We start from the raw sequence: 24,455 nt of genomic DNA, 5'->3' as shown, positions 1-24,455 counted from the left end.
CAGCCTCTGTTCAGCATGCCCCGCATCTCATCAACAGCTTGCCGACCTTGCTTGCCTCCTCCATTTATCAACCCAAGGATACTGGAGCCTTGACATCCATAAAGACGAACTATATTATCATAATTGAGAATGTAATCAAAAATGATAATAATTGATCATAGGCGGTAATCCATATGAAAAAGAATAAAGCGGATTTGATCCTGCATCCGGTAAGAATGAAGATCATTCTGAACGTCATGCGTCAACAACGGGCCACCGCCTCGCAATTGCACGAGCTGCTGCCCGAAGTTCCACAGGCTACGCTCTATCGTCATCTCCACAAATTAGCCGAAGCAGAGGTGCTGATTGTCGTCGATCAGTATCAGGTTCGCGGCGTGGTGGAAAAAGTATACGCGTTGTCTCAGGAAGGAGTGAACATAACGGAAGCCGACCTTGAAAATATAACAAAAGATGACCATATGCGGTTTTTCACTACGTTCGTTTCCAGTCTGATCCATGATTTTTCTCAATATTTAGAACAACCCGATATCGATATGGCTCAAGACGGCGTCGGTTACCGTCAATGCTCCCTGTATTTGAGTGACGATGAATTCGAAGAAGTGATAGCCCCTTTTCAGGAGGCGCTGCAAAAAGCAATGGAGCACGGCCCCGCTCCGGGGAGACGGCGCCGAACGATTTCGCTCGTCATCATTCCGGAAGCGGACAATAAAAGCGAGGGAGAATAGACGGCATGAACGCAAATTGTATTGAAATCGATGTAACGATCGACAGCGCTTTTCCATTGGCAGGAACGTTGTCGGTGCCGTGTGGAACGGTTCAACCTGCCCCCGCGATTTTACTGATTTCCGGGACGGGAGAAAGTGATCGAAACGGCAACGGGAGCGGTCTCAACATGAATATTTACAAAGACCTGGCGGACGCGTTGGGAAAAATGGGGTTGGTAACGCTGCGCTACGACAAGCGCGGCACACATGCAAGCGGGGGAAATTTTTATGAAACCGGCTTCTGGGATCTGGTGGAGGACAGCACAGCTTGCGTTCGCTTCCTGCAGTCCCGGCCAGAAGTCGATCCGAATCGAATTGTCATATTGGGACATAGCGAAGGGGCGATAATCGCACCCGTCGTACATGCGAGCCAGCCGGTGCAGGGATTGATGCTGATCGCCGGCGCCTTCGATAATTTGGTGCATGACACCATGCCGCGTCAGTCGGCACAGGCGCTGCAAGAATTGGAGACTGTAAAAGGGATCAAGGGGTTTCTGTTTCGTTTGCTAAAAATATCGGAAAAATCCAAAAAACAAAACGCTGCTTTTATGGAACAAGTTCTGTCCTCCGCGACGCCAACATTCAAATTTAAAGGTACAAAATTTTGCGCCAAATGGTTTCAGGAGCATGCCGCTCTGAACCCTGCGGAGTATATGAAGGAAGTGTCCTGCCCTCTCTTGGCCATCACGGGATCGAACGACATTCAAGCCCCGCCGGAGCACGCAAAAATGTTCGCAGAATCCGTCAAGGGCGAGGCCGAATGGCATATCGTGCCGCAGATGAATCATGTTCTGCGTAAATATGACACCCCCCATACAATGCTAGGGTTGGTAAAAGAGTATAAAAAATCGATCGCTGATCCAATCGACGCGGAGTTCATCGGGCTCCTGGATCAGTGGCTGCGCAAATATAAGTTCATTTAGCAGCAGCAAGGGAGCTGGATACCCTTCCAACCGGTATCCGCTCCTCCATCTGCCGGGCGATTCCGCACCCATCGTTCCCAAGCGCAGGCACCTTTTTTATGTATCCAGGTTAGCAGGTATTCTCCCATGTCCTGCAGCAAAACGATCTGGATAGGGAATTCCACTTTTTGCGGCCTCCGCCTGCAGCGCCGGGTCTGCTTGTTCATATCCATTTTTCCATATGCGCTCGTCTATCATCTATCGCATATTGCTCATAACCATTAGCTGTATAGAATTGGATCGCGCTATGCCATTCTTTATTCGTCTCCAGAACGAGGCGTCTCATTCCTTGCTCCACTGCCTTTCGTTCCAGTTCAGATAGGATCATATGGGCATATCCATTTCTTCGATAAGGCTTCGAGACGGACATGCGGACGATTCTTCCCGTGCCTTCTGTCTCTTCTACTAATGCGCCGGTGCCAATTGGTTCCGCATCGAGCATGGCGACGAGGAACATATATCCTTTGTCTATGTAATTATGTTGAATATCCCGCAAGTCGGGATTCAATGTTCGATCCAGGAAGCCAAATCGTTCCTCCAATCCTTCTAAAATAATCTCTATGGCCCTCTCCTGAATCGCTTCGTTGATCTCAATGATTCGAAAGCGGCTGTTATCGCTCTGCTTCACCATCAGTCTCCTTTCTTTTTCGTCAAGTCGCTGGCGCGCTTTCCCTGCTTTTCTTCGCCTTGATGATAATAAAAGACGGCTTTTTCTTATATTGATCAGCTTATCCCTCATGAATAGCGCTATGCCAGCAAGTAGCTGATAATCTCCCAATTCACTTCTTCCGGCTGCTCGTGATTATTGCTCAAAATATCTCGTTCTCCGATAAGAAATAACGCTTTCTCGCGAATCGATTCCAGCTGCTCATCGGTAAAGATCGTGATAGCATGCTTCATCATCGATCTGTTATTGAAATGCTTGAGCAGATAATACCAGTGCATCATCTTGCTCATTACTTCGAACTGACTGCTCGCCACTCTCCCCGCCATACACACGATCTTCGTTACTCTGGCCGGTCTCCATATCGCATAATGATAGGCGAGATAAGCCCCGTAGGATACCCCGGCCACGCACGCAGCTTCAATCTTCATAGCATCCAACAATTCATCAAGCCAAGCCGTCTGATCGAATTCATTGGCATACCGTTCATTCGGCTCGCTCTTGCCGGAGCCGCCAATCGCGTCTATCGCGATCACATAGAATCTCCCGGATAGCTGTTCAATATGGTATATCCACATCATCGCAGAATTATCGGGCGTACTTTACCCTCCAGCTTTGCTAATGTCTTCTCTATACGCTTCGATCCAGGCAACGAATTCTTCTACATTTTCGCAGTCAAACCAACCGCTCTTCGTATTCATATCGAACAAAGATGGAATGCCGTGCTGCCGAATCAAGAACTGCCATCCTTCCTCCATGATGATGGCTTCCCCGATCTGGCAGTAATCAAATAGTGTTTCTACGATATCTGCATGTATTAGATCGGATTCGTAATAGATCGTTCCATCGGGCTCGGGGTAAATGCGATAGGCCAGCCCGGATGGAGCATGTTGGGGCATAGGCCTCCTCCTTCCGCTTGCGGCTTCTCCTCAGCCATTGAAAATACATCGCCTTCAGCCTCTTACATCTTAGGCATCGTAATCCAAAATCGAGTCCATCCCTCAAATTCGTCAAGGAGAATCGTACCTCCATGCTTGTCGATGATTTGCTTGGCAATGGACAGGCCCAGACCGGCCCCGCCGTCGCTTCTGCGCGCCTGATCCCCGCGCGTAAATGGTTCGAATATAGTGTCCTGGAGCGACTCCGGGATGCCGACGCCGTTATCCTCGATCTGAATGACAACCTGGTTCAGCTTATCCCGCAATCGAATTCGCACCATTGTGCCGGGCGGGTTGTGACGCAGCGCGTTCATCAGGATATTGGAGAGTGCGCGATACAGCAGCGTCGCATCATACATGCACTCCACCTTGCGCCCGGGAATATCCAATTCGAGTCCGAACTGCTTCTGCTCGAATGAATCGTATAATTGCGCGGCCAGCGTGCGGACACATTCCGCCAGGTCCCCTCGCTGTTCGTTCATCGGATAATCGGGACTTTCCAGCTTGGCAAGCTCGAAGAAGGTCTGGACCAATTCCGCAAGCAGGATAGATTTATCATGAATCCATTGAAGATACTTCCTCTGGCTGTCCTTATCCTCGACAATTCCGAAGCGAAGAGCTTCGGCGTAGCCTTGGATCGTCGTGATCGGAGTCTTCAGATCGTGGGAGATATCGAGCAGCATCCGCTGCCGGCTCTCCTCCAGTTGGCGTTTTTCCCGCTCCGTCCGTTCCAGCCGCTCCGCCATTCGATTGAAATCTCCCTGAATCTGCATCAATTCATCGTACGCTTTCAATTCGAGACGCTTCTCATAGCGGCTTTCCGTCACATGCCGGATTCCATCCGCGATGGCGATGAGCGGATTGGTAATTTTGCGGGCGGTCCAGCGGCTGTACAGCCAGACATTGAGCACGAAGATAGCCAGGAAAATGCACAGCCCCTGCGCTATCAGCCGGATAAATTGCTCCCTTTGCTTCGGCGTTTCGTGTACGAAGGCGATTTTCTGCGTCAAATACTTCTCCGGTATATGGACCAGCAGATGATAGGGCTTGCCTTCCCCAGTCGTAAAGGGAGCAAGCGAACGGTATACCGGCTCGGAGGAAGACGCATCGTCATACATCAGTTCAATCAATTGCTTTTCTGTATATTGACGCACTTCCCTATGAACCGTCCCCTTCGTATATACGACCTTCAGATTTTCGTCCAGCACCTCGATCCAACCGCCGAAGGATTCCACTTCATCGGACTCAATAGCCGTGTAATCAGGCCGTGCCAATACGCCCGCTTGAACCTTCTGAACCGTATCGCTCTTGATGTCATTGCTCTGCAAGTACAAGTACAGATAGACACAAGAGAAGATAATGCCCAATATTAGCGAAAAAATCGTATAATTGCGGATGAGCGCGTTATAAATTTTGTTCTTTCTCACTGGATGAATTCCTTTTTATTAAATTTATAGCCCAAGCCTTTGATTGTGATGATATATTCGGGGCTTCGCGGCTGATCCTCAATTTTGTCCCGCAGTCTGCTAATCTGCACCATGACGGCATTGTCGTCCTCCATATAGGCTTCTCCCCATACCGATTCGAACAATTGCTTTTTCGTAAAAATGCGCCCCGGCGATTCCATGAACAGCTTCAACAATTTATATTCAAGCGGGCCGAGCGGAATCTCGGCGCCGCGCTTGTACAGGACGCACTCGTTATGATCCAGCGCCAGCGGACCGAGCACGGTTTGCGCTGTGCCGCGGTGCGCAAACGCGTCATTCAATTCGTAAGATCGGCGGATGTGCGCATGAATCCGCGCCATCGCCTCGATCGGGCTGAACGGCTTTGAGATAAAGTCATCGGCCCCGAGGGACAGCCCTTTCACTTTATCGATTTCCCGGTTTTTGGCAGAGAGAACGATAACCGGAATGTTGTACTCCGCCCGTATTTTCCCGATCAGCTCGAAGCCGTCGATATGAGGCATCATAATGTCGAGAATCGCCAGATCCACGGGATGCGCCCGCATGAGATCCCAGGCTTCCCGGCCGTCTGCGGCTTCAATGACCCGGAACCGATCCCTCTCCAAAAATACCCGCAGCAGCTCGACAATTTCCGGCTCGTCATCCGCGATCAAAATCGTTTTGCTCATAATCGTTCCTCCGTACCCAATAATTGCACCGAACGTTGCTCTGTAAGGATTATATAAGATTGAGGACAGGTTGCCTACAGGTTGGCAGGCTACAATCAAATATACACCATGAGAACCGGAGGAAACAGACAATGAGATTGTGGGAAATTGGATTAATCGCGATCAATTTTGGACTACTGGGCTGGCTTCTGTTCGCCCCGCAGACCATAAGACGGTACGCCGCGCTGGCCTTGGCCGCCGCCTTCGGAGCGGTCGCGATCCAGCTTGTCGCCGAGGGAGCGCGCTGGCAGATGATCCCGGCGTATGCGTCGCCTGTCGTCCTGACGGCGGCTTTGCTAATGACCAAGCGGGCCCGAAGAGAGCGAACCCGGCCGGGTCTGACGCGGCGCGCGGCGCTCCTGACGGTCTATATGACGGCATCCGTGACGCTGCCTGCGCTTATGCCTATATTTGCATTCGAGGCGCCGACAGGGCCATATGCGGTCGGCACGACGCTATACCATTGGACGGATGCGGAACGGGAGGAAACGTACACATTGGAGCAGGATGACCGCCGCGAGCTGATGGTTCAGATATGGTATCCGGCAGAGCTGGACGCCCGGCTTGCGCCGGTTCCTTATCTCCGAGATGTGCCCGAGATTACCGCAGGGTTGGAAAAAGCATTATCGATCCCGGCTTTTGCGCTCAGTCATCTGGGGCAGGTTCAAACGCATGCTCAGCCGGATGCGAAGCTGTCGGGGGCGGAAGAGCGTTACCCCGTGCTCATTTTTTCACACGGACTGACCGGGTTCCGTAATCAGAACACATTCCAAGTGGAGGAATTGGCAAGTCACGGCTATATCGTGATCGGCATCGATCACACCTTCGACGCCGCGGCCACCGTCTTTCCGGACGGGCGCGCGGCCTTGATTCGGTTCGCTAATCTATCTGGATTCGCCGATTTGGACAACCATATCAAGCTCTGGACGGATGACGTCTCCTTCGTGCTTGATCAAGTGGAACAGCTCAACCGAAGCGATACGGACGGCCGCTTTACCGGCCGGATCGATACCGCGAGAATCGGAATGTTCGGTCATTCCTATGGCGGTGCCGCCGCGGTGCAGATGCTGATGCAGGATTCGCGTGTGAAGGCGGCCATTAATATGGACGGCACCTTATATGGACAGACTGCTTCCGCAAGCGGGATTGGGAAGCCGCTATTGATCATGAATGCGGACAAGAGCGTGGATAAGGCCCAGTATGACCTGCTGCTGGACAAAGCGATCGCGCAGTCAGGGAAAACGCGGGAAGAGTATGAAGCTTCCTGGAACGAGACCGTGCGCAGGAGAGAGCGCGCGCTTGCAGGGGGAGGCATGTCCTTGATTATTCCGGATACGGACCATATGAGCTATACCGACTTCCACTTGTTCTCCCCGCTGCTGCGAAGCCGGGGCGAAGATCCGCGGCAAGTTCACCGCATCGTGAACGGGTTCAGCCTTGCCTTTTTCGATCAATATGTGAAGCAATCCGGGTCCGCCCTTGCCGAATTGGCTGCCCAATACCCGGAAGTGAATTTTACAGTGAACGACGAATAACCTTATTTGCTGAAAAAAGTTTGGGCTGCCGTATACCGGCAGCCCCTCCATCCTCGTTGTATCATGTCAAGCACCGGATCAGCGCCGCTGCCGCATCATCATGCCGATCGCAAATGTTTCAAAGCCGAATCTCTCATAGTACGAAGTCTTCTCTGATGAACAGAATAGCTGGACATGCAGACCGGCTTCACTGCAAATGCTGCCCAAGCGGCGAATGATTTCGCTGCCTATCCCCCGCTGTTGATAATCAGGATGAACCCCGACTCCGCACAGATAGGCATGAATGAATCCATCTGTGACGACTCTCCCCGTGCCAACCAATCGCTCCCCATCATACGCATGCATTGCAAACCCGCTTTGAAGAATAGCTTGATACAAGCTCTCCTTGGGCAGCTTCAAGAAATCGTTCCAACCCAAATCTTCATACAGTTGAAATAACTCAAGGTCGCTCGGAGCTTCCTTCGTATATCGAATAGTCATCATATTATCCTCCAGTTCCCCTCAGCGCTCTGGGCCGCGCCCAGATCAGCTGAACCATGTCAAGCCAATAGCTGTCCGTTCTCACGAGGTCAAGGCCCGCTTGCCGTACCAGCCCTTGAATATCTCTAGTATGATGACAACCAAAGGTGCGATACAGCAGCGGATTCAGTGCTCTCTGGACTGCGGATAAGGCGCGATTAGAGCTGATTCCATGCTCCATGAGCAGAATCAATCCGTCCGGTCTGCACCAGCGCGCGATCATGTCCAGCACCATGCGCGGTTGGTCATAGCTGCACATGGATAGCGTAGACACGACCGTATCGAATGAATGCGCGGCAAAGTCCATCTCTTCAATATCCGCCCAGATAAACCGGGCATCAAGGCGATGCTCCCGGGCGGCCCGCTCTGCCTTCTCCAGCATCGCCGCGCTGAAGTCGGCTGCGGTAACCTTGACGCCGGGAGGATAGAATGGGAAATTCGCACCTGCCCCTACGGCCAGCTCAAGCACTTCGCCCTTCGCATCGCCTATAAGCTGCTGACGCCATTGCTTTACTTTCGAGCCTTCTCTTTTCTTATCGTAATGGTTGGCCTGCCTGTCGAAAATTTGAATTAACTTCTGCTTCTCCATCGCTTCCTCACTTATAGATTAATAAATGCCTCATCATAGGTCCAAAACATGTTGGTTATATCCCGAACAGCATAGTCCAGCGGAATTTGCTTATTTTGAACGAAGTATTGAATAGTTCACTCGCTTGCCCGGCATTCAGAACTTCATTCTCTTTCACATAAATGGTGCCGCCGCTATATGTAACCTCTGCATCGGCTCTTAGCAAGTACTCTGCCTTGACTCCCGCTACAAAATGCCGGAATCCCGGTTCATCATCAGGAATGCGAACTTCCACTGTCAATAGTATAAATTCCATAGCCGAATTATGCCGCTCAAGCAACTGATAGTCCACTTCATATTGGAAATGCATGCCTTCAGCCTCCTGAATCCATTAGCATGGCTGCCAGGAAGGGATTTTGAAATGCGCGTCGAATAACTACTAGAATTCCTTACATGCTTGGAGGTCCTATTTTGTTACTTTACTTTTGATAGCTATCATCTTCTAATAGCGAATATGGATTAGGAGCTGATATATTTATGATATACAAGAACTCGCTTGATGGTATTACTTCTGATATGTTACAGGGCTTTTTTGTGGATTGGCCGAATCCGCCGACTCCAGACACTCACTTAAGACTACTCAGGCAAAGCAGTAAAGTGATTCTTGCGCTTGATGATACTGCGAAGCAAGTGGTTGGATTTATTACAGCCATAAGCGATGGAATTCTATCTGCCTACATTCCATTGCTTGAAGTTTTACCAGCATACAAAAATAAAGGCATAGGCAAGGAATTAGTAAATCGGATGCTAACCGAATTGGATGACATCTATATGATTGATTTATGTTGTGACGCTGACTTAGTTCCTTATTATGACAAGTTCGGAATGACGAAGACCAGTGGCATGATTTTGAGGAACTATAATAGACAATCTGGATGCTGAAAAAATAGTAGTGAAAAACGCTTGGAAATCTGTCCAAGCGTTTTTTTTTGTGTTCAACTACTCAACTGGTTGTTTATGCCGAAGCGCCATACCTGCATAACACTTGCCGCACATCTCGGCTTCCTTCCGCCTTCCCTGGCACTGCGGCTCCCGCTTGAATCAATGCTTCGACCACGGCGGCATGGCCTCCAGTGCGCAAGGAATGGATGGAGCCATGAATCGCGCTCTCCAGCGGCGTGCCGCCATAGCTGTTCGTGAGCTTCAGGGATGCGCCATACATAATAAGAGCCCGGACCGTGCCGATATGTCCATGCCATGCGGCGATATGCAGCGCCGCTCCCTCTTCTCTCCGGATCGAACTGTCGAAGCCGGTCTCCAGCATCAGCTTCACCGCTTCGGCCTTATCTAACTCGGCAAATTCCAGGAGCATCATCTTGTCATCATCGGACAGAGACGCAAGCAGAGACGGTTCATTGTTGAGCATGCCCAGCACAGCTTGCTTGTCGGCAACGGCATACGATCCAAAAAGACGGTCGATAGGATCAACGTCAGTCCAGGCCCCATGTCTGGCCAACGTGTCTGCAAGCTCCTGCTGCCCGTAACGAACGGCAAGCATGTACGCCGTTTTCCCATCGGCCCTCCTGGCATTTACCGGTGCCCCATGGTTGAGCAGCAGCTCAACAATCGAACATGACCGCCCCCGCACTACAGCCCAATGAAGCGGCGTGCCGTTATCCCCCAGCGTCAGATTCAGATCCGCTCCATGATCGACGAACCATTGCACTCCATCCACATCTTCGAAATCGAGCTTCCGGAATAAAGCAGGCGTCGCGTTCACGTCCGCTCCGTATCGATATAACAGCTCCAGGCATTCATGTCCGGACGCTTCAGCCGCATGATACAGCGACTCGCCATCATTCGGGTCAGCGCCGGCTTCGAGCAGCACTTGCGCCACGGCCGCATTCCCGGCGACTCCCGCTGCGCCGTACAAGGCACTCAGCTTGCGTTCGCAGGGATCATCCTTCGGTACGATGAATGCGTTGGCATTCGCGCCATAATCAAGCAGCACCTTGGCCGACTGCGCGAACCGTTCATTACACTGCGGATCGGCAAGCAAGCAGGAGAAGCACAAATACAGCAGCGGTTCCCACTGTTCCGGTCCTCCCGGCTCTGTGGCGAGAGAGGCGTCCTGTATAAGCATGTCTTGAATGATGTCGGCCTCGCCTGCAGCTGCTGCCGCATAAATGCTTGACTTGGGAAGCTGTCGATTTGCCGCCAGGATGGCCCGGGCTTGTTCCTCATTTCCGCTTATGGCGGCAGCAAGAAATTCATAGAGCGGTTCTTGCTTGGCATCCATCTCCATCACCTCAACTGATCGCAAATTAACGACTCATAACGATGCAAGGAACCAGTTCATATTTGTAATCGATAAAAAACGTGCCTTGCTCCGTTCCTTCCGTCATCGATGCGGGATCATCCGCCCAGACCCTGGCAGCCTGGTCATGATACGTGATTCCCGGACTCGGATCATGTCCAAGCCAAAGGCTGGTTCGATTTTTTACCGACTCGTACACTTCACTCCAATCCTCTAACCCGCAGCAACAGCTCGGCAATATTTTGGTGTTCGGGCCGATAAAAAAGCCACAGGCATGTCACGTCTCCTAATAATTATCATGGTGAGCCCCCTGTACAAACATGTCTCTCCTTGCTTCCTGGACTTAAGTCCAGTGTCAGACAAGCCATTAGCCCATTGGTTAATATTGGAACACCAGATACAATGAATACTTACCCTACTATACGATCTATTGGAGGAATTGTCGCGACATGAATCAACCCGTTGTAAGAGTCAGAAATAGCAAAAAGAAAACTTGGGCGAAGGTACTGCTCGCTTTTATATCTTGCGTGGTGCTTCTGATCGGTTCCGGATTTGTATATGAATATATAGCCGCCCAACAAGCTAAAAAAAATTATGCTCCGCCAGGCAAGCTTGTCGATGTCGGCGGATTTCGCTTGCATGTGGATAAGATCGGTTCCGGGTCGCCTGTCGTTTTGCTGGAGGCGGGCAGCAGGGAATCCAGCTTAATCTGGAGAGACATACCGGAGAAGCTGGCTGAATTCGCCACTGTCGTACGCTATGATCGTGCCGGTTATGCCTGGAGTGATCCAGCACGCACCGAACGTTCCGGAGACAACATTGTGCAGGAACTGCACAGCGCATTGGAACAGGAAGGGATCCGCGGCCCTTACATTCTGGTGGGTCATTCCGTGGGCGGGTTGTATTCCCGATTATTCGCCGAGAAGTACAAGGATGAGGTGGAAGGGCTGGTCTTGCTGGATGCCCGGCCTGAGAACTATTCCAGGGAGACCGATCCGATTTTTGAGAACGAAGGAGTTGACTCGGCTACGGCGGGAATGCCCTCCAAATCGGTCATCAAGCTATTGAAAATGTCAGGAGGCCTTCGGCTATTTCAAAATTCGTTGTTAGCCCAAATGCCGGAAAAAGAAAGAACCTTATTCGTCAATGTAGAGGCTTCATCCCGCTTCCTGGATACGGCTGAAGAGGAAGATCTGCGATTGGCGCAGGTCGAAGAAGCTCTTCGGAACCAGCACCTTGATTCCCTCCCCGTCAAAATCATTACACACGGGATCCCGAACGACGCCACCGCATTCGGGATGTCAGCCGAAGCCAGCAAGAAGCTGGAAGACATTTGGCAAGCGCAGCAGCAGGACATGCTGCGGCTCTCCACCGATAGCGAGCTGATTGTGGCGGAAAGAAGCGGTCATATGGTCATGCATGACGAGCCGGACTTAGTCATAGATGCGATTAAAAGTGTTATCCAAAACCGCACACGGCAAGGATCTTAGCCTTGCCAACAGCGAAGCCTGCAAAGCCTGGATGGATACCAGGCGATGCAGGCTTCTTCATTGCACGATCCGGTTGCGTATCTGTATCAAGCGAATCATCAGATTCATCGCTTCCCCGGCATTCGCCTGCAACATATAAGGCAACGCTTGGAGCTGCACGATTACCGAGGTCAGCCCATGCCCGATACTTATCGAAGGTTTTTGGGAATATTTGTAGAATAAGAATCTATAATGAAAGAAGAAATAAGTTTCTTTAGCTAGGGACAGGACATGTACTAAAGGGAGAAAAGTAAAAATGAAAATAATCGATGTGGTAGAGCCATTTGTAAAAAACTATGAAGCATCTTTAGATTATCTAAATGAATACTACAGCAAATATGAAAACGATTACAAGGAATATTTTAAATATCACTGTTTACATGTTGAAGAAAAGAAGCAAAAGGCAATCGATTTACATCCTGCAAAATTACAAGATATGTTACCGATGCGGGATTTATTCCTGGAGAACATTCCTAAAATAACAAATGCTTATGAATCCATGTTTCCTATTAAATTCACAAAAGATGTGCGTTTGCTTGTAGGTTTATATGGTAGTAATGCTTATACATATCGCCAGTATAATCCCGAAGTCGCTTTCTGTTTAGAAAAGTTACCATATCATGAAAAATATATCCAACTTATCATTGCTCATGAATTTGGTCATGCAACACATCATTTATATAACGATATGAATCAAATTTCTTGGGATGAAGTAGATTGGATCAATCCACACACTTGGCTTTTACAAGAAGGAATTGCAACTTATTTATCTACAAAAATAGTTCAAGCAGATATAGATGAATATTTTGCATTTGAAGAAGATAAAAAATGGATACGATTCGCACAAGAAAATGAATCAAGGATTGCCCAAAAATTTTTGGAGGATTTAGAAAATAGAATAGAATATGGACCATTTTTTAAAGAGTGGTTTTCGATAAACGGCGGCAATCACTTTATGTATATGCGATTAGGTTATTATCTTGGTTACCGAATTGTTGTTAATTTAGTAGAACTTTTAGGAATAGAAGAAGTGTTAACGCTTTGGGAGACACTCGAATTTAAGGAAATGATGAAGAAGCAACTTCAAAAGTTAATTTAGGGATAAAAAACAGCTATTCGGTTCAGGAATAGCCGTTGTCATGATCGAGCGCGCGTCTATATCTCTGTATTCATCCCCTTGTCTTCCGTCGCCCTTCCGCTTCTGGCCTGGATACCCGCCGCGGTCATGTCAGCGCGATATATTCGCGCTTGCGGTAGGCGCTCGGAGACATGCCCATCCGGGCCTGGAAGACGCGCACGAAGGTCGGATACGACTTGAAGCCGGCCTCATAAGCGACATCGGTAATCTTCATGTCCGTGCCGATCAGCAGGTTGCAGGCATGGGCAGTCCGGTTCCGCTCCAGGAAGGAATAATAGTTTTCGCCGACAGCCTGCTTGAAGGCTGCGCTAATATACGGCACGCTGTAACTGAAGCGCTCGGCCAGCATTTCCAGGGTGATGTCTTCCTTGAAATTTTGATATACATAATGAATCACTTCCCACATCCCCCGGCGCTGCATGCCCGAATAGCCCTCCTGACAGCGCTCCAACCGCTCCAGACGATAGCGCTCGAACAGGACGAAGAGCTGGGTCAGCTTCGCCAGGAACATGGTGCGGCTCCACGGCTTCGCCTCCCGGATCTCGTCATACATTTGATGCAGAAGCGGGAGCATCTCGCCTGCGGTGTAATCGTCCAGCTTGTAGGTCGAATTGTCATCGTTCTCCGCATCCTTCAACAGGCGGTGCAAGGTCAGGAATGAATCCCCCGCCCCGAAAAACGCCTTCAGCCCGATCGCCCCGACATAGAGAACGAGTTCCTCCCCGGGCGGAATGTCTATTTCATGCACCTGATGGGGAAACAGTAAAGTGAAGGTGCCGGGAGCCAGCTCCTTCTCGACGCCATTGATCCGCTCCGTCCCTCTCCCCTGGATCGCATACGTATACTCGATAAAATGATGAACATGGGCCGGCACGGTGCCCTTCAGCCGATGTATCTTCAGCGTGAACGGAAATTCGCCATGAATCTCCTCGTCGCCATGCAGATTATCCGGGAACATCCCGATCCCTCTTTTCACCAGAATGTGTGCGAAGATCGCATTAAGCCCATTTTATCATTAAAAATGAGAGATGTTATAAAATAATGATAGGTGATTTATAACATTTCGCTCTACAATAATTATGATAGCCATATTTAATATAACATTCATTCCGAAGGAGCGAATATACACATGAGCTTACTCAAGCATGTCCATCCGCTGCAAGGCACGGACTCGGTCTACCCGTATTCGAACGGGAATACGCTGCCGCTCGTCTCGATGCCTTGGGGCATGAACGCCTGGAGCCCGCAAACGAATGAAGCCGCAGGCGGCTGGTACTTCAGCCCGCATCATAACCGGCTGGAAGGGATCCGGCTTACTCACCAGCCAAGCCCTTGGATCGGCGACTACGGCCATATGACGATGATGCCGCAGACCGGTCCGCTCAAAGTATGGGCGCCGGAGCGCTCTTCCTCGTTCCGCCGCCAGGACATGGTCGTGAAGCCGGACTACTTCAAGGTTCGCCTGCTCCGCTACGAGACGACCATGGAGCTGGCTCCAACCGCGCGCTGCGCGAGCATCCGCCTGACGTTCGACCGCCGCGACGGCGCGCGGTTCATCCTGTCGACGTTCCCTGGCGAAGCGTCGATGACGATCGATCCGGACAAGCGAACGCTGAGCGGCTATACGACGGCCAAGGCCGGCGGCACGCCGGACAACTATCGCATGCACTTCGTCATGGCGTTCGATTGTCCGGTCCTGGCCGATGCCAGCGGCTTGTCCGATCAGGAAAACAAGCCGATCGGCAGCCTGTCCGAGACGGGCGAGCGCATCGGCGCGTATGTCGGGCTCGACGTTCCGGAGCACGGAACCGTTCATGTCCGCGTCAGCACCTCGTTCATCAGCGAGGAGCAGGCGCGCATCAACCTGGAGCGCGAGATCGGCGGCCGCTCCTTCGACGAAGTCAGAAGCCTGGCGACCGAGACATGGGAAAAGCAGCTTCGCGTCATTGAAGTCGAGAGCGAAGATACGGAACGTCTCGACACGTTCTACACCTGCTTGTACCGGACCAGCCTGTATCCGCATGCGATCCATGAATATGACGCGAACGGGAAGCAGATTCATTACAGCCCGTACAACGGCAAGATCGAAGAAGGGCCGCTCTTCGCGGACATCGGCTTCTGGGATACGTACCGCACCTCGTTCCCGCTCTACAACCTGCTCTATCCTTCATTCGTGAACGAGATGATGCAGGGTTGGGTCAATGCCTATAAGGAAGCCGGCTGGATGCCGAAGTGGGCTTCTCCTGGCGAGCGGAGCATGATGCCGGGCACGCTCATCGACGTCTCCTTCGCTGATGCCGTCGTCAAGGGCAATACCGGCTTCGACGTCGAGACGGCGTTCGAAGGCTTGCTCAAGCATGCGATGACCGTATCCAGCGACAACCGCTACGGACGCAAAGGCATGGGCGAATATTTGAAATACAACTATATGCCTGCCGATATCCATACGCACGAGAGCGTGTGCAATACGCTCGATTACGTCTACGGCGACTTCTGCATCGCCCAGATCGCGAAGCATCTTGGCCGCGAGGAGGAATACGGGCAGCTCATGGAGCGCGCGAAAAACTATGCGCACCTGTTCGATCCGTCCGTCGGCTTCATGCGCGGCAAGCTCCAGGACGGCAGCTGGCTGGAGCCGTTCGATCCAACGATGTGGGGCGGACCGTATACCGAGGGCGGCGCCTACCAGAGCAGCTGGGCCGTCCAGCACGATCTGCGCGGTCTGGCCGACCTGATGGGCGGACGCGAAGCGTGCAAGCGCCAGCTCGATGCGCTGTTCGCGGCGAAGCCGGAGTTCAAGGTCGGCTCGTACGGCTTCGAGATTCACGAGATGTCGGAGCTGGCGGCGATTGATTTCGGCCAGTTCGCCATCAGCAATCAGCCTAGCTTCCACTTCCCGTACATCTATGCGGCGCTCGGCTATCCGTCCTTGACGCAGCATTGGGTGCGCAAGACGATGGATGAGCTGTTCAGCGCCCGTCCGGACGGACTTCCCGGCGACGAGGACAACGGCAGCTTGTCCGGCTGGTACGTCTTCGGCGCGATGGGCTTCTATCCGCTCAGCCCGGGGGTTCCGGAATATGTGCTCGGCACGCCGCTGTTCCAGCGGATGACCGTTCACCTCGAAGACGGCACGAAGCTGGTCATCGAAGCCGGGAACAACTCGGCCGCGAACAAATACGTGGCCGGCGTCCAACTGAACGGAGCTCCGGTCGAGAAGCTGTATGTGACGCATGATCAAATGAAGGCCGGCGGCACGCTCTCCTTCGAGATGACCGACGCGCCTGGCGCAGACAACTACGACGAACCGGCGCTTCCGTATTCGATGTCGAAGCAAGCCTGAGCCCAACATAGTGAAGAGTAACAGAGGAGCCTGTCCGAACCGACTCGGAAGGCTCCTTTTTTCGATGCCGGAATGCCGGAACCGCTTACTTCGCGCTTGCATTCCTTCCATGCCCTGGATCATAATGGAATGACAAGGAGGAGATACGATGAATATCATTCAATTGACCGAAGCCCATTTCCCGGAAGCCATCCGCCTGTCGGAATACGCATTTCAATATCAGGTGCCGGAACAGGAACGGGAAGCGAGATTCGAGCGACTCAAGCAGCATCGCATCTTCGGCGTCGTGGAGGACGGCGAGGTGGCCGCCAAGGCGCATCTCATCCCCTTCGACATCTATCTGGAAGGCGAGGCATTCCGCATGGGCGGAATCGGCAGCGTTGCCACCTATCCTGAATACCGCCGCCAAGGCTATGTCAAAGGGCTGCTGACTCATCTGCTTGCCGTCATGAAGGAGGCTGGGCAGACCATATCCATGCTGCATCCGTTCTCCGTATCCTTTTACCGCAAATATGGCTGGGAACTGATCACCGATTACTGCCGCAGCGTCTATGCCAAATCGGATCTCGTCCCGCTGCAGCCTGCACCCGGCGGCATCATACGCCGCTATTCGAAAGCGAACCATTCCGAAGATCTGGAGCAGGTGTACGATCAATTTGCCCAGCGGCATGCGGGCATGCTGAAGCGCACCACCGACCGCTGGCTGCATGCGGTCTATGGGAATATGTTCGCCGCCGTCTATTATGACGAAGGCAAGAACCCGCAAGGCTATATGATGTATGAAGTGAAGGATTCGCGCATGAAGGTGAAGGAATTCGTTCCGCTGAACGGAGAAGCCCGCATCGGGCTGTGGAATTTCATCTGCCAGCATGATTCGATGGTCGAGCAGGTGGAACTGTGGGCCGCTCCGGACGAGCCATTGAACTTCGCACTGCGCAACCCGCGCATTACGCGAGATGCGACGCCGCTTGTTATGGGACGCATCGTCGACGCTGAGGCGTTCCTTGCCCGCTATCCGTTCCAATGGCAGGGCTTGGACGAAGCGCTCCTCCTCCATATCGACGATCCGCACGCGGAATGGAACAATCTCAGCGTCTCGCTCCAGGACGGCGAAATGAAGATTATCGGTCGCCATACAAGGCCGGAAGCTGTCGGGGACAATGAATTGCGCTTATCTATCCTTGCGCTGACTACGCTTCTTTTCAGTTACCGCCGGCCGGACGAGCTGCATCAGCTTGGCATGCTTCACGGCTCGGAAGCGGCGGTCGCGAAGCTGGAACGGCTCATTCCCCGTCTCCAGCCGTTCTTTTACGATATGTTCTAAATCTTAATTGTTGATCCGGCTTGCCGGACATAAGAGAAGCCACCTTCCCGGCAATGCGGACAGGTGGCTTGCTTGATGCCTATTTCTTTGCTTTGGCTTTGGCGGCCGCTTTAGCGGCAAGGGCGGTCAGCACGTCTTGCTTGCTCGCTTCCGGATACCAGCCCGACTCCACGGCCATATCGAAATTGCCGTCATGGAGCAATACATTTATGGCGCAGTTTTTCTCTTCTATCCGCACGAACAAAATCGTCTTTTTGCCGTCCGGTAAAGCAAAATGGTTGTCCTCGACTGTGTAGACGGGGCCCTCATATGTATTGAGAAACTTCTTGAGATTCGAAGCGCTGATAATCCCATCCATACTCTGAACGGATTGTTCCAGGTAATAAATCGTAAAATTGCCGTATCTCGCTTCGAGATCGAAGTACCCCTCTTCCTCGTCCAGGCGGACAAGCTTCTTCGGCTTGCCGAGAACCTTCTCGGCCTTCCCCTTGCCCATCCCCATATGAACGCCGCTTATCATGAAGCTGTTTTTCTGATCCAGCGTGATGACTGCCGGTTGGCTCGCCCGAGTTGTCTGCGCCGTCTTCGCCGCCGCATCGGCTGCCGGAACCAAGCTTGTCCCGAGAACCGCCGCGCCGGCTATGATTGCGGCGATGAGCTGTTTCTTCATCTGTTATTCCCCCATGATCGTGATGCTTGCTGCTTCTATCTTCCCATAAGTATAAACGGCGCCGCACCCGCGTCAAGGAAATTCATCCCAGTTCGCCTTCAGCCATTCATGGCAATCCGTCAGTCCTGCCGGCGCCGGGCGGTTGCAATCATGAGACTGAATGCAGCTCCGCTGTATAGGAGCGGCCATAGAGCGTACCATGCCTTGTCGTATACCGACAGCGCCGCATCCTTCATGAACAGGCTGAGCGAGGAATGGGCCGGCGGAAGGAGCCACAGCAGCGGCTTCACCATCGCAGGCAGTGCCTCTGCCACGGACCCCTGGGCCGACGACAGCGCGATAAGGAGCAGTATTCCCGCAATGGCCGTGCTCATCTTCACCCGAAGCGCACTGCTCCATAAATAGGCAATGGCGATGCCGAGGCCGGCCAATTCCATATGGATAAGCCAGGCATACAAGAATCGCGGCAGCGCGACCGGTTCATTGAATTTGTCGAACACGATCGGATACAGGACGGTGAACAGGCTAAGCCCTGTCATGATAAGAAGGCAGGCTGCAATTTTGCCCCATTGATACCGGACAAAGCTGCCCAAATGCAAAATCGAAAGCTGCTCCTGAACCTGGTTCTCCCCTACGAACATTTGATAGGCAACCCAGGCGGCAATCACATAGATGAAAATTCCGGTGTTCCCGTACGTCTCCATGACCGGATTCGGCTTCACCGAATAATTCATCATCACGATGAACAGACAAGCGGCGAAAGGCGGGAAATAACGATGCGACCGCGTATAATTCCGCAGCAGATAGCCGATGAGCGCTCTCATCTCGGATCGCCCCCTTCCCGGCTTCCTCTCATCGCCTCGGCCAGCATATTCCGGTCGCTATCGCCGGACGTTACCGAGGCAATCGAGCCGCGGGAAGCGAGAATCTCGCGCAGCGCCGCATCGCTCTCCTCGCGGGGGACATGGATGCGCAGCGCGCCGCCATGCACTTGCACGGCACCGAAGCGCTGCAATGCCTCTAACGCGTCTTCCGATCCGTCCGGAAGCGCGAAGTCGATCCGCATCCGCGGCTCCAGCCACTCCTCCACGCCGAGTTCACGGGCGATCCGTCCCTGCTGCAGGAGCAGGATTCGATCGGCCACCGTTTCCAGCAGCAGCGGTTCATGGCAGGTGAACAGCAGGGCCATGCCCTGCATTCTCCATCCCTTCAGCCAGTCGGCCAGATCGCGCTGCGAATCGGCGTCCAGGCCAGACAGCGGCTCGTCCAGTATAAGCAATTCCGGCGGGTTCAGGACAGCCTGCATCAGATTGACCTTCTGCGCCATCCCTTTGGAGAACCGATCGATGCGCCGGTTCTGCGCCTCCTCCATCCGGAATATGCGTAACAGCTCCGCAATTCTCGCGCGCAGCGGCTCTGCCGGCATCCCTTGCATGCGGCCCATGGCCTGTAAATATTCCACAGGCGTCAAGCGCAGCTTCGGAAAGCGTTCCGGCACGTAGCCAATCCGCGGTTTGCCCTGCCCGCCCCTCCACTTCACCTCTCCGGCGGTTGGCGTTAGCAGCCCTGCGGCGATGCGAAGCAGGGTGCTCTTGCCGGATCCGTTCGCTCCAATCAAGGCGACGGCTTCCTCGGTATGCACGGTGAAGGTAGCCCCGTTCACTACCGAGTTGCGATGATAGGCTTTCTCAATTCCTTCCAGTTGCAACAAAATAACTCCGGCCTCCCCCAATAAAATTACCGCATTGGCAATCTCTTTAGTTTAATTGGGCGAGGCTTCCTTTTCAACTGGAGGGCGGCTGAAGGACGTCGGTTCCTGCAACGGCAGCAGGGCATGGAGACGAAGCGGCACTGCTTCGATCCATGCCCTGTCCGGCAGATATTATAGCGATTCCGATACGGTATCGGCTATGGCTTCAAGACGACCTTAATGCAATTGTCTTCGTGATCATTGAACAACTGATACCCGCGCCCGGCTTCCGCCAGCGGCAGCTTATGGGTAATCAGCTCGCGCGGATCGAACTCCCGATTCACAATTTTGCGGTACAGCTCCGGCATGAAATGCACGACCGGAGCCTGTCCCATCTTCAACGTAACATTACGCGCGAAGAATGCGCCCAGCGGGAACATGTTGTACGTGCTGCCGTACACGCCGGTAATCTGGACCGTGCCGCATTTGCGTACCGCTTTGGTCGCGATCTGAATCGGACCGAGCGTGCCGCCCTGCAGCTTGAGCTTCTGCTCAATGAACTCCAGGGCCGATTTTTTGCCGTCCATGCCGACACAATCGATGACGACATCGGCCCCGCCGGAGGTGATGTCCTTCAGATGCTCGCCCATATCGTCATGAGCGGTGAAGTCGAATACCTCCACCTTGTTGATGCGTTCCGCGTGCTGCATCCGGTAAGGAAGATGATCGACCGCGATCACCCGCTTCGCCCCTCTCATCCAGGCGAAGCGCTGCGCCATCAGGCCGACCGGACCGCATCCGAGCACGATGACCGTATCGCCCGCCTTGACCCCGGCGTTCTCCACGCTCCAATACGCCGTAGGCAGCACATCCGAGAGGAAGAGAAGCGATTCATCCTCCAGCTCGCATGACTCGGGGATGACGAGCGGCATGAAGTTGCCGAACGGCACCCGCAGCAGCTCTGCCTGCCCTCCCGGGTAATTGCCGAACTTCTCGCTATAGCCGAGATATCCTCCTGAATCATAATGAGGATTCGCCTGATCGCACTGGCTCTCCAATCCATCCTGACAATACACGCATTGGCCGCATGCGACGGTGAACGGAATGACTACGCGATCGCCTTTTTTCACCTTCGTTACCTCCGGGCCCGCCTCTTCCACGATGCCCATCGGCTCATGGCCGATAATATATCCGTCAGGCAGCGGAATATTGCCTTGATACAAATGCAGGTCGGATCCGCAAATCGCCGTCGAAGTAATGCGAATCACGATATCGTCCGGCTTCTCGATGCGCGGGTCTTCCACCTGCTTCACTTCGACCTTTTTCGGACCTTGATACGTAACCGCTCTCATGGTGACCCTCCAATCCAATTTTCCAGCCTTTTCATAATGTGCAAACCCTCCCCGCCTTTTATACCTTGTCCTGAAGCAACAATTAGGTCCGCTGTTGGTTGCCCCAAGGAACGAAAGCAAGTATAATCAGGGGTACGCAAACATATGTTTGCAAGGGGATCAGAGGAGGTTATCATGAAAGGCTCAACACATCTTGCTATCGGAACCGCAATCGGCACGGCTGCGGCAATCTATTATCCGTTCAGCTGGAAGCATGCCGCCCTGTATGTCGCGGTCTCGGCCTTCTCCGCCTTAAGCGCCGATCTGGACGGACCCTCTCTGCTTAGCAGCAAGCTGGGCAAGCTGTCGAAGCTGCTTCATGAGCTGCTTGTATGGACCGGAGGGCTGCTTGTCTCAGCCGTCCTGATTCTGTATGCCGTGTATGGAATCGAGCACCGGGAATGGACCGTCATCTCCGTCGTTCTTCTGCTTACCGGCTTTATCGCCAAGGAAGGGGCCATTCGCAATGGCCTGGTCAGCTTGGTAGGCTGCGCACTTATTTATTCCGGCTGGACATCGGACCGGTATTGGCTCATCGGACTCGGGCTGTTCATCGCGATCGCTCCCTGGCTCCGGCACCGGGGGCTGACGCATACGGTATGGGCCGCCTGTGCTTGGGGGTACATAGGATTGGGACTGGAGCATGAGCTGCAGCTGGACGGGGTCGCCGCTGTCGCCACGGCCGGGTATATGTCCCATCTCATTGCGGACACGCTCACGCCGCGCGGCGTCAAATGGCTGTACCCGCTCTGGAGCAAGTCGTTCAAGCTTCGGTTGTAAGCACGCCGAGTAGGATGCGGACAGCCGACGAGCCGGCCCGAGTTTTTAACGCTAAGACGGAATGATAACGCATTGCCCGTTGGCGGCAATCTTGATACGATGAAGGATATCAGGTTAGCAACTGTCCGTAGGGAAATAATTCGATTCGGGCAAGCAGTCATTGGAGGCTTCATTGCGATGTATCAATATGTTGACCAGCACTATGAAGGCGTAGATTTCAGCCATGCCGATCTGCGGGACGGCGAGCTGCGGAACTGCGTCTTCGCCAACTGCCGCTTCCGCAGCACCGGCATGGAGGAAGCATGGACTTGGGGCTGCCAGTTCATCGATTGTGATTTTACAGGCGCCATTCTGAACGGCTCCATTCATACGCGCAGCGCGTTCACCAACTGCCGCTTCGTCGGCGTCAATCTGTTCGCCTCCAAGTTCGAGGAATGTAAAATGGTCGGCACCGATTTCGCCAATGCGAACTGGGACGGAATTACGATAGTGGGGGGCGATTGGTCGTACACCCATATGCGGCATGCGAATCTCACCAAGCAGAAGCTGCGCGGCGTGAGGCTGATCGAGGCCGACTTGTCGGAATGCCGGCTCGATAAGGCGGATTTGCGAGACGCCGATCTGACGCATGCGATGTTGACGAAGGTGTCCTGGAAGGGCGCCGATCTGCGCGGAGCCAATCTGGAAGGCATCCATTGGAAAGGACTTGATATTCAGGGCGTGCGTCTCGATAGCGGACAAGCCGTCGCCTTCGCCCGCTCCCATGGCGCCAAGATCGACTAGCTTCCTGCGCGTCATAACGGCAGGCGGCCACAGCTGGAACCGGCGAATCACTCTCGCCCCACCAGCCCATCATCGGCAGGAGCCGATGATCAGACAAAGCAGCTCCTGTGAGCTGCTTTGTTCTCTTTCGGATGCTTCCCCGCATATGGTGGCCTACCAATCCCACGGCCCCTTGCCGATGCCCAGCATCTGGCCCAGCCATACGCTGGCCGTAACCTCCTGCGGCGCCAGAGAATCACGGGTGCATGCCGACTCAGGCAAATAGGACGAGTAGTCCTTCAAATGCTTGAGGGCGCCCTCCGCCAAATTGTTGGTGACCTCCGCCCGGTCGTAGCACGGAGGCGTAATATACGTCTGATAGGTATGATCCAGGACGATTCGGGTCGAATCCGGGGGATGCAGCGTCACCGGAACGACGAACAGCGCCCCAATCATGATCGCTGCCGCAATGAGGGCAATCCAGCCTTTTTTCCGAGACATCCTATTCACTCCTTAGGCGATGACAGCGGCATCCAACAAAGAAACGCACAGCCTCTCCGCAGACAGGCCATGCGTTGCGTTGAACCACTCATCCCGGTTCCGATTACTCAACGATAATTTTGCCGACCATGTCGTTATGGCCGGAACCGCACATAATCGAGCATTTGAACTCGTAAGTCCCTTCCTTGTCAGCCACGAATTCGGTCGTGCCCGGCTGATCGAGCTTCACATTCAAATCCGGGATCTCTACGCCATGAATGCCCTGCTCGTTCTCGAATGTAAGCTTGACCGTCTGACCTTTCTTGACCCGAATCTCGGTCTGATCGAACTCGAAGTTTTTGGCCTTCAGCGTTACTGCCTGCACATCGCCGGAAGAAGCTGCCGGAGCCGCCCCTTCATTGTTGGATGCACCCGCATCCTTGTTCCCGCCGCCGCAGGCAGCCAACGAGACAGCCAACAGCATTGTCATTGCCGCGAGAGCAAATTTCTTGTTCACCACAAAGACCTCCTTATCCAATTGACTCGTTCCTACCGTCCAAGAGCGTTAACTCTTGGCGAACAGCCGCTTGTCGAACAGGACAATGGCAAGAAAGAGAAAAATAGCGACCAGCAATCTGAGAATATGTAGTAGAATAGGCCGGTGCCGTGCAAGGCGCCTATAAGCGAGTAGATGGCAGCGATGCGGATGAACCATTCGCTGTCATGCTTCATCGTTTTCTCTCCCTTACAACCAGTATAGCTATAATACAGATCACGAATATGGACGTATTATGAACGGAAGGTGAACGATATTTGAACGTATCGTGACAAAATGTTCCTTTTCCTTCGACTGCCCCTGCCCAGGCTACTCCATTCACGTTACGGCCCCTTGCCCGCTAACATAAAAA

General features: G+C 53.1%; 26 protein-coding genes. 10 read left to right on the top strand and 16 right to left on the bottom strand.

Translation table 11 applies throughout. The features are described from left to right. Window positions 1-173: 173 nt before the first annotated feature. Together NNL35_RS14985 and NNL35_RS14980 are read left to right on the top strand one after the other, a co-directional pair. On the top strand, window positions 174-725 hold the full coding sequence (locus NNL35_RS14985; protein WP_006677625.1) for a helix-turn-helix domain-containing protein: 552 nt from the start codon (window positions 174-176) through the stop codon (window positions 723-725). A gap of 5 nt (window positions 726-730) precedes the next feature. Further along, entirely contained in the window at window positions 731-1,687 is a 957-nt protein-coding gene (locus tag NNL35_RS14980) for an alpha/beta hydrolase (RefSeq protein WP_006677624.1), read from the top strand. Window positions 1,688-1,889: 202 nt separating this feature from the next. On the opposite strand, the gene NNL35_RS14975 is transcribed toward NNL35_RS14980, so the two are convergent. The 5 genes from NNL35_RS14975 to NNL35_RS14955 all read right to left on the bottom strand — a co-directional run bounded on the left by NNL35_RS14975 (window position 1,890) and on the right by NNL35_RS14955 (window position 5,462). Beyond that, complete coding sequence (locus NNL35_RS14975; RefSeq protein ID WP_238535364.1) at window positions 1,890-2,504, bottom strand: GNAT family N-acetyltransferase; 615 nt, start codon at window positions 2,502-2,504, stop codon at window positions 1,890-1,892. Further along, window positions 2,474-2,971, bottom strand: coding sequence for an alpha/beta fold hydrolase (locus NNL35_RS14970; protein ID WP_050979437.1), 498 nt, complete (start codon window positions 2,969-2,971; stop codon window positions 2,474-2,476). Before NNL35_RS14970 ends, NNL35_RS14975 begins: the two co-directional genes overlap by 31 nt. A gap of 21 nt (window positions 2,972-2,992) precedes the next feature. Continuing rightward, entirely contained in the window at window positions 2,993-3,289 is a 297-nt protein-coding gene (locus tag NNL35_RS14965; protein ID WP_006677621.1) for a hypothetical protein, read from the bottom strand. A gap of 62 nt (window positions 3,290-3,351) precedes the next feature. After that, on the bottom strand, window positions 3,352-4,755 hold the full coding sequence (locus tag NNL35_RS14960) for a sensor histidine kinase (protein WP_006677620.1): 1,404 nt from the start codon (window positions 4,753-4,755) through the stop codon (window positions 3,352-3,354). Beyond that, on the bottom strand, window positions 4,752-5,462 hold the full coding sequence (locus NNL35_RS14955) for a response regulator transcription factor (RefSeq protein WP_006677619.1): 711 nt from the start codon (window positions 5,460-5,462) through the stop codon (window positions 4,752-4,754). Before NNL35_RS14955 ends, NNL35_RS14960 begins: the two co-directional genes overlap by 4 nt. A 131-nt stretch (window positions 5,463-5,593) precedes the next feature. On the opposite strand from NNL35_RS14955, the gene NNL35_RS14950 reads away from it, so the two are divergent. Further along, window positions 5,594-7,036: an alpha/beta hydrolase family protein gene (locus NNL35_RS14950; RefSeq protein ID WP_006677618.1), complete on the top strand. Its 1,443-nt coding sequence runs from the start codon at window positions 5,594-5,596 to the stop codon at window positions 7,034-7,036. Window positions 7,037-7,114: 78 nt separating this feature from the next. Here NNL35_RS14950 and NNL35_RS14945 read toward each other — a convergent pair whose 3' ends face one another. From NNL35_RS14945 to NNL35_RS14935, 3 genes are read right to left on the bottom strand one after another with little or no spacing between them, the layout of a single operon-like run. After that, complete coding sequence (locus tag NNL35_RS14945; RefSeq protein ID WP_006677617.1) at window positions 7,115-7,516, bottom strand: GNAT family N-acetyltransferase; 402 nt, start codon at window positions 7,514-7,516, stop codon at window positions 7,115-7,117. A 4-nt stretch (window positions 7,517-7,520) separates the two neighbouring features. Beyond that, window positions 7,521-8,144 carry a class I SAM-dependent methyltransferase gene (locus tag NNL35_RS14940; RefSeq protein WP_006677616.1) on the bottom strand — a complete coding sequence of 208 codons (624 nt, stop codon included), beginning with the start codon at window positions 8,142-8,144 and terminating at the stop codon, window positions 7,521-7,523. A gap of 55 nt (window positions 8,145-8,199) precedes the next feature. Then, complete coding sequence (locus NNL35_RS14935) at window positions 8,200-8,493, bottom strand: hypothetical protein (RefSeq protein WP_006677615.1); 294 nt, start codon at window positions 8,491-8,493, stop codon at window positions 8,200-8,202. A 167-nt stretch (window positions 8,494-8,660) separates the two neighbouring features. On the opposite strand from NNL35_RS14935, the gene NNL35_RS14930 reads away from it, so the two are divergent. Continuing rightward, the gene (locus tag NNL35_RS14930) at window positions 8,661-9,065 is read left to right on the top strand and encodes a GNAT family N-acetyltransferase (protein WP_006677614.1); all 405 of its coding nucleotides are present in this window, start codon (window positions 8,661-8,663) and stop codon (window positions 9,063-9,065) included. Window positions 9,066-9,138: 73 nt separating this feature from the next. On the opposite strand, the gene NNL35_RS14925 is transcribed toward NNL35_RS14930, so the two are convergent. Beyond that, entirely contained in the window at window positions 9,139-10,422 is a 1,284-nt protein-coding gene (locus NNL35_RS14925) for an ankyrin repeat domain-containing protein (RefSeq protein WP_006677613.1), read from the bottom strand. 467 nt (window positions 10,423-10,889) lie between these two features. On the opposite strand from NNL35_RS14925, the gene NNL35_RS14920 reads away from it, so the two are divergent. Both NNL35_RS14920 and NNL35_RS14915 read left to right on the top strand, forming a co-directional pair. Further along, window positions 10,890-11,930: an alpha/beta fold hydrolase gene (locus NNL35_RS14920; protein ID WP_006677611.1), complete on the top strand. Its 1,041-nt coding sequence runs from the start codon at window positions 10,890-10,892 to the stop codon at window positions 11,928-11,930. Between the two features lie 295 nt (window positions 11,931-12,225). Next, the gene (locus NNL35_RS14915; protein WP_006677610.1) at window positions 12,226-13,068 is read left to right on the top strand and encodes a gluzincin family metallopeptidase; all 843 of its coding nucleotides are present in this window, start codon (window positions 12,226-12,228) and stop codon (window positions 13,066-13,068) included. A gap of 124 nt (window positions 13,069-13,192) precedes the next feature. Here NNL35_RS14915 and NNL35_RS14910 read toward each other — a convergent pair whose 3' ends face one another. Continuing rightward, window positions 13,193-14,065, bottom strand: a complete 873-nt coding sequence (locus tag NNL35_RS14910) for an AraC family transcriptional regulator (RefSeq protein WP_006677609.1) — start codon at window positions 14,063-14,065, stop codon at window positions 13,193-13,195. Window positions 14,066-14,236: 171 nt separating this feature from the next. Between NNL35_RS14910 and NNL35_RS14905 the strand changes: the two genes are divergently transcribed. Both NNL35_RS14905 and NNL35_RS14900 read left to right on the top strand, forming a co-directional pair. After that, a complete protein-coding gene (locus NNL35_RS14905; protein ID WP_006677608.1) occupies window positions 14,237-16,450 on the top strand; it encodes a GH92 family glycosyl hydrolase in 2,214 nt (737 codons plus the stop codon). Window positions 16,451-16,598: 148 nt separating this feature from the next. Beyond that, entirely contained in the window at window positions 16,599-17,774 is a 1,176-nt protein-coding gene (locus NNL35_RS14900) for a GNAT family N-acetyltransferase (RefSeq protein ID WP_006677607.1), read from the top strand. 79 nt (window positions 17,775-17,853) lie between these two features. Here the strand turns inward: NNL35_RS14900 and NNL35_RS14895 are convergent, their stop codons facing one another. From NNL35_RS14895 to NNL35_RS14880, 4 genes are all read right to left on the bottom strand, one after another. After that, window positions 17,854-18,444, bottom strand: coding sequence for a hypothetical protein (locus NNL35_RS14895; RefSeq protein WP_006677606.1), 591 nt, complete (start codon window positions 18,442-18,444; stop codon window positions 17,854-17,856). 119 nt (window positions 18,445-18,563) lie between these two features. After that, window positions 18,564-19,268 carry a hypothetical protein gene (locus NNL35_RS14890; RefSeq protein ID WP_006677605.1) on the bottom strand — a complete coding sequence of 235 codons (705 nt, stop codon included), beginning with the start codon at window positions 19,266-19,268 and terminating at the stop codon, window positions 18,564-18,566. Continuing rightward, window positions 19,265-20,155 (bottom strand): ABC transporter ATP-binding protein, encoded by an 891-nt coding sequence (locus tag NNL35_RS14885; RefSeq protein ID WP_006677604.1) that lies wholly within the window; start codon window positions 20,153-20,155, stop codon window positions 19,265-19,267. The genes NNL35_RS14890 and NNL35_RS14885 overlap by 4 nt, the downstream gene beginning before the upstream one ends. 197 nt (window positions 20,156-20,352) lie before the next feature. Continuing rightward, window positions 20,353-21,486 carry a zinc-dependent alcohol dehydrogenase gene (locus NNL35_RS14880; RefSeq protein ID WP_006677603.1) on the bottom strand — a complete coding sequence of 378 codons (1,134 nt, stop codon included), beginning with the start codon at window positions 21,484-21,486 and terminating at the stop codon, window positions 20,353-20,355. A gap of 174 nt (window positions 21,487-21,660) precedes the next feature. Between NNL35_RS14880 and NNL35_RS14875 the strand changes: the two genes are divergently transcribed. Together NNL35_RS14875 and NNL35_RS14870 are read left to right on the top strand one after the other, a co-directional pair. Continuing rightward, window positions 21,661-22,305 carry a metal-dependent hydrolase gene (locus NNL35_RS14875; RefSeq protein ID WP_006677602.1) on the top strand — a complete coding sequence of 215 codons (645 nt, stop codon included), beginning with the start codon at window positions 21,661-21,663 and terminating at the stop codon, window positions 22,303-22,305. Between the two features lie 177 nt (window positions 22,306-22,482). Then, complete coding sequence (locus NNL35_RS14870; protein WP_006677601.1) at window positions 22,483-23,088, top strand: pentapeptide repeat-containing protein; 606 nt, start codon at window positions 22,483-22,485, stop codon at window positions 23,086-23,088. Between the two features lie 153 nt (window positions 23,089-23,241). On the opposite strand, the gene NNL35_RS14865 is transcribed toward NNL35_RS14870, so the two are convergent. Next, a complete protein-coding gene (locus tag NNL35_RS14865; RefSeq protein ID WP_006677600.1) occupies window positions 23,242-23,568 on the bottom strand; it encodes a hypothetical protein in 327 nt (108 codons plus the stop codon). 103 nt (window positions 23,569-23,671) lie between these two features. Further along, complete coding sequence (locus tag NNL35_RS14860) at window positions 23,672-24,064, bottom strand: cupredoxin domain-containing protein (RefSeq protein WP_006677599.1); 393 nt, start codon at window positions 24,062-24,064, stop codon at window positions 23,672-23,674. Window positions 24,065-24,455 lie beyond the last annotated feature (391 nt).

Origin of the sequence: Paenibacillus dendritiformis, assembly GCF_945605565.1 — a bacterium.
Classification (GTDB): Bacteria; Bacillota; Bacilli; order Paenibacillales; family Paenibacillaceae; genus Paenibacillus_B; species Paenibacillus_B dendritiformis_A.
Note: the sequence above shows the minus strand (reverse complement) of the source record. Positions and strands in the feature narration are given on the sequence as shown.

Bases quoted from the DNA above. Each gene is read 5' to 3' on its own strand.
- NNL35_RS14970 (WP_050979437.1), bottom strand. From the start codon at position 2,971: ATGATGTGGATATACCATATTGAACAGCTATCCGGGAGATTCTATGTG.
- NNL35_RS14955 (WP_006677619.1), bottom strand. From the start codon at position 5,462: ATGAGCAAAACGATTTTGATCGCGGATGACGAGCCGGAAATTGTCGAG.
- NNL35_RS14875 (WP_006677602.1), top strand. From the start codon at position 21,661: ATGAAAGGCTCAACACATCTTGCTATCGGAACCGCAATCGGCACGGCT.
- NNL35_RS14905 (WP_006677608.1), top strand. From the start codon at position 14,237: ATGAGCTTACTCAAGCATGTCCATCCGCTGCAAGGCACGGACTCGGTC.
- NNL35_RS14930 (WP_006677614.1), top strand. From the start codon at position 8,661: ATGATATACAAGAACTCGCTTGATGGTATTACTTCTGATATGTTACAG.
- NNL35_RS14935 (WP_006677615.1), bottom strand. From the start codon at position 8,493: ATGCATTTCCAATATGAAGTGGACTATCAGTTGCTTGAGCGGCATAAT.
- NNL35_RS14895 (WP_006677606.1), bottom strand. From the start codon at position 18,444: ATGAAGAAACAGCTCATCGCCGCAATCATAGCCGGCGCGGCGGTTCTC.
- NNL35_RS14950 (WP_006677618.1), top strand. From the start codon at position 5,594: ATGAGATTGTGGGAAATTGGATTAATCGCGATCAATTTTGGACTACTG.
- NNL35_RS14940 (WP_006677616.1), bottom strand. From the start codon at position 8,144: ATGGAGAAGCAGAAGTTAATTCAAATTTTCGACAGGCAGGCCAACCAT.
- NNL35_RS14985 (WP_006677625.1), top strand. From the start codon at position 174: ATGAAAAAGAATAAAGCGGATTTGATCCTGCATCCGGTAAGAATGAAG.
- NNL35_RS14910 (WP_006677609.1), bottom strand. From the start codon at position 14,065: ATGTTCCCGGATAATCTGCATGGCGACGAGGAGATTCATGGCGAATTT.
- NNL35_RS14915 (WP_006677610.1), top strand. From the start codon at position 12,226: ATGAAAATAATCGATGTGGTAGAGCCATTTGTAAAAAACTATGAAGCA.
- NNL35_RS14920 (WP_006677611.1), top strand. From the start codon at position 10,890: ATGAATCAACCCGTTGTAAGAGTCAGAAATAGCAAAAAGAAAACTTGG.
- NNL35_RS14870 (WP_006677601.1), top strand. From the start codon at position 22,483: ATGTATCAATATGTTGACCAGCACTATGAAGGCGTAGATTTCAGCCAT.
- NNL35_RS14900 (WP_006677607.1), top strand. From the start codon at position 16,599: ATGAATATCATTCAATTGACCGAAGCCCATTTCCCGGAAGCCATCCGC.
- NNL35_RS14965 (WP_006677621.1), bottom strand. From the start codon at position 3,289: ATGCCCCAACATGCTCCATCCGGGCTGGCCTATCGCATTTACCCCGAG.
- NNL35_RS14865 (WP_006677600.1), bottom strand. From the start codon at position 23,568: ATGTCTCGGAAAAAAGGCTGGATTGCCCTCATTGCGGCAGCGATCATG.
- NNL35_RS14980 (WP_006677624.1), top strand. From the start codon at position 731: ATGAACGCAAATTGTATTGAAATCGATGTAACGATCGACAGCGCTTTT.
- NNL35_RS14890 (WP_006677605.1), bottom strand. From the start codon at position 19,268: ATGAGAGCGCTCATCGGCTATCTGCTGCGGAATTATACGCGGTCGCAT.
- NNL35_RS14925 (WP_006677613.1), bottom strand. From the start codon at position 10,422: ATGGATGCCAAGCAAGAACCGCTCTATGAATTTCTTGCTGCCGCCATA.
- NNL35_RS14945 (WP_006677617.1), bottom strand. From the start codon at position 7,516: ATGACTATTCGATATACGAAGGAAGCTCCGAGCGACCTTGAGTTATTT.
- NNL35_RS14880 (WP_006677603.1), bottom strand. From the start codon at position 21,486: ATGAGAGCGGTTACGTATCAAGGTCCGAAAAAGGTCGAAGTGAAGCAG.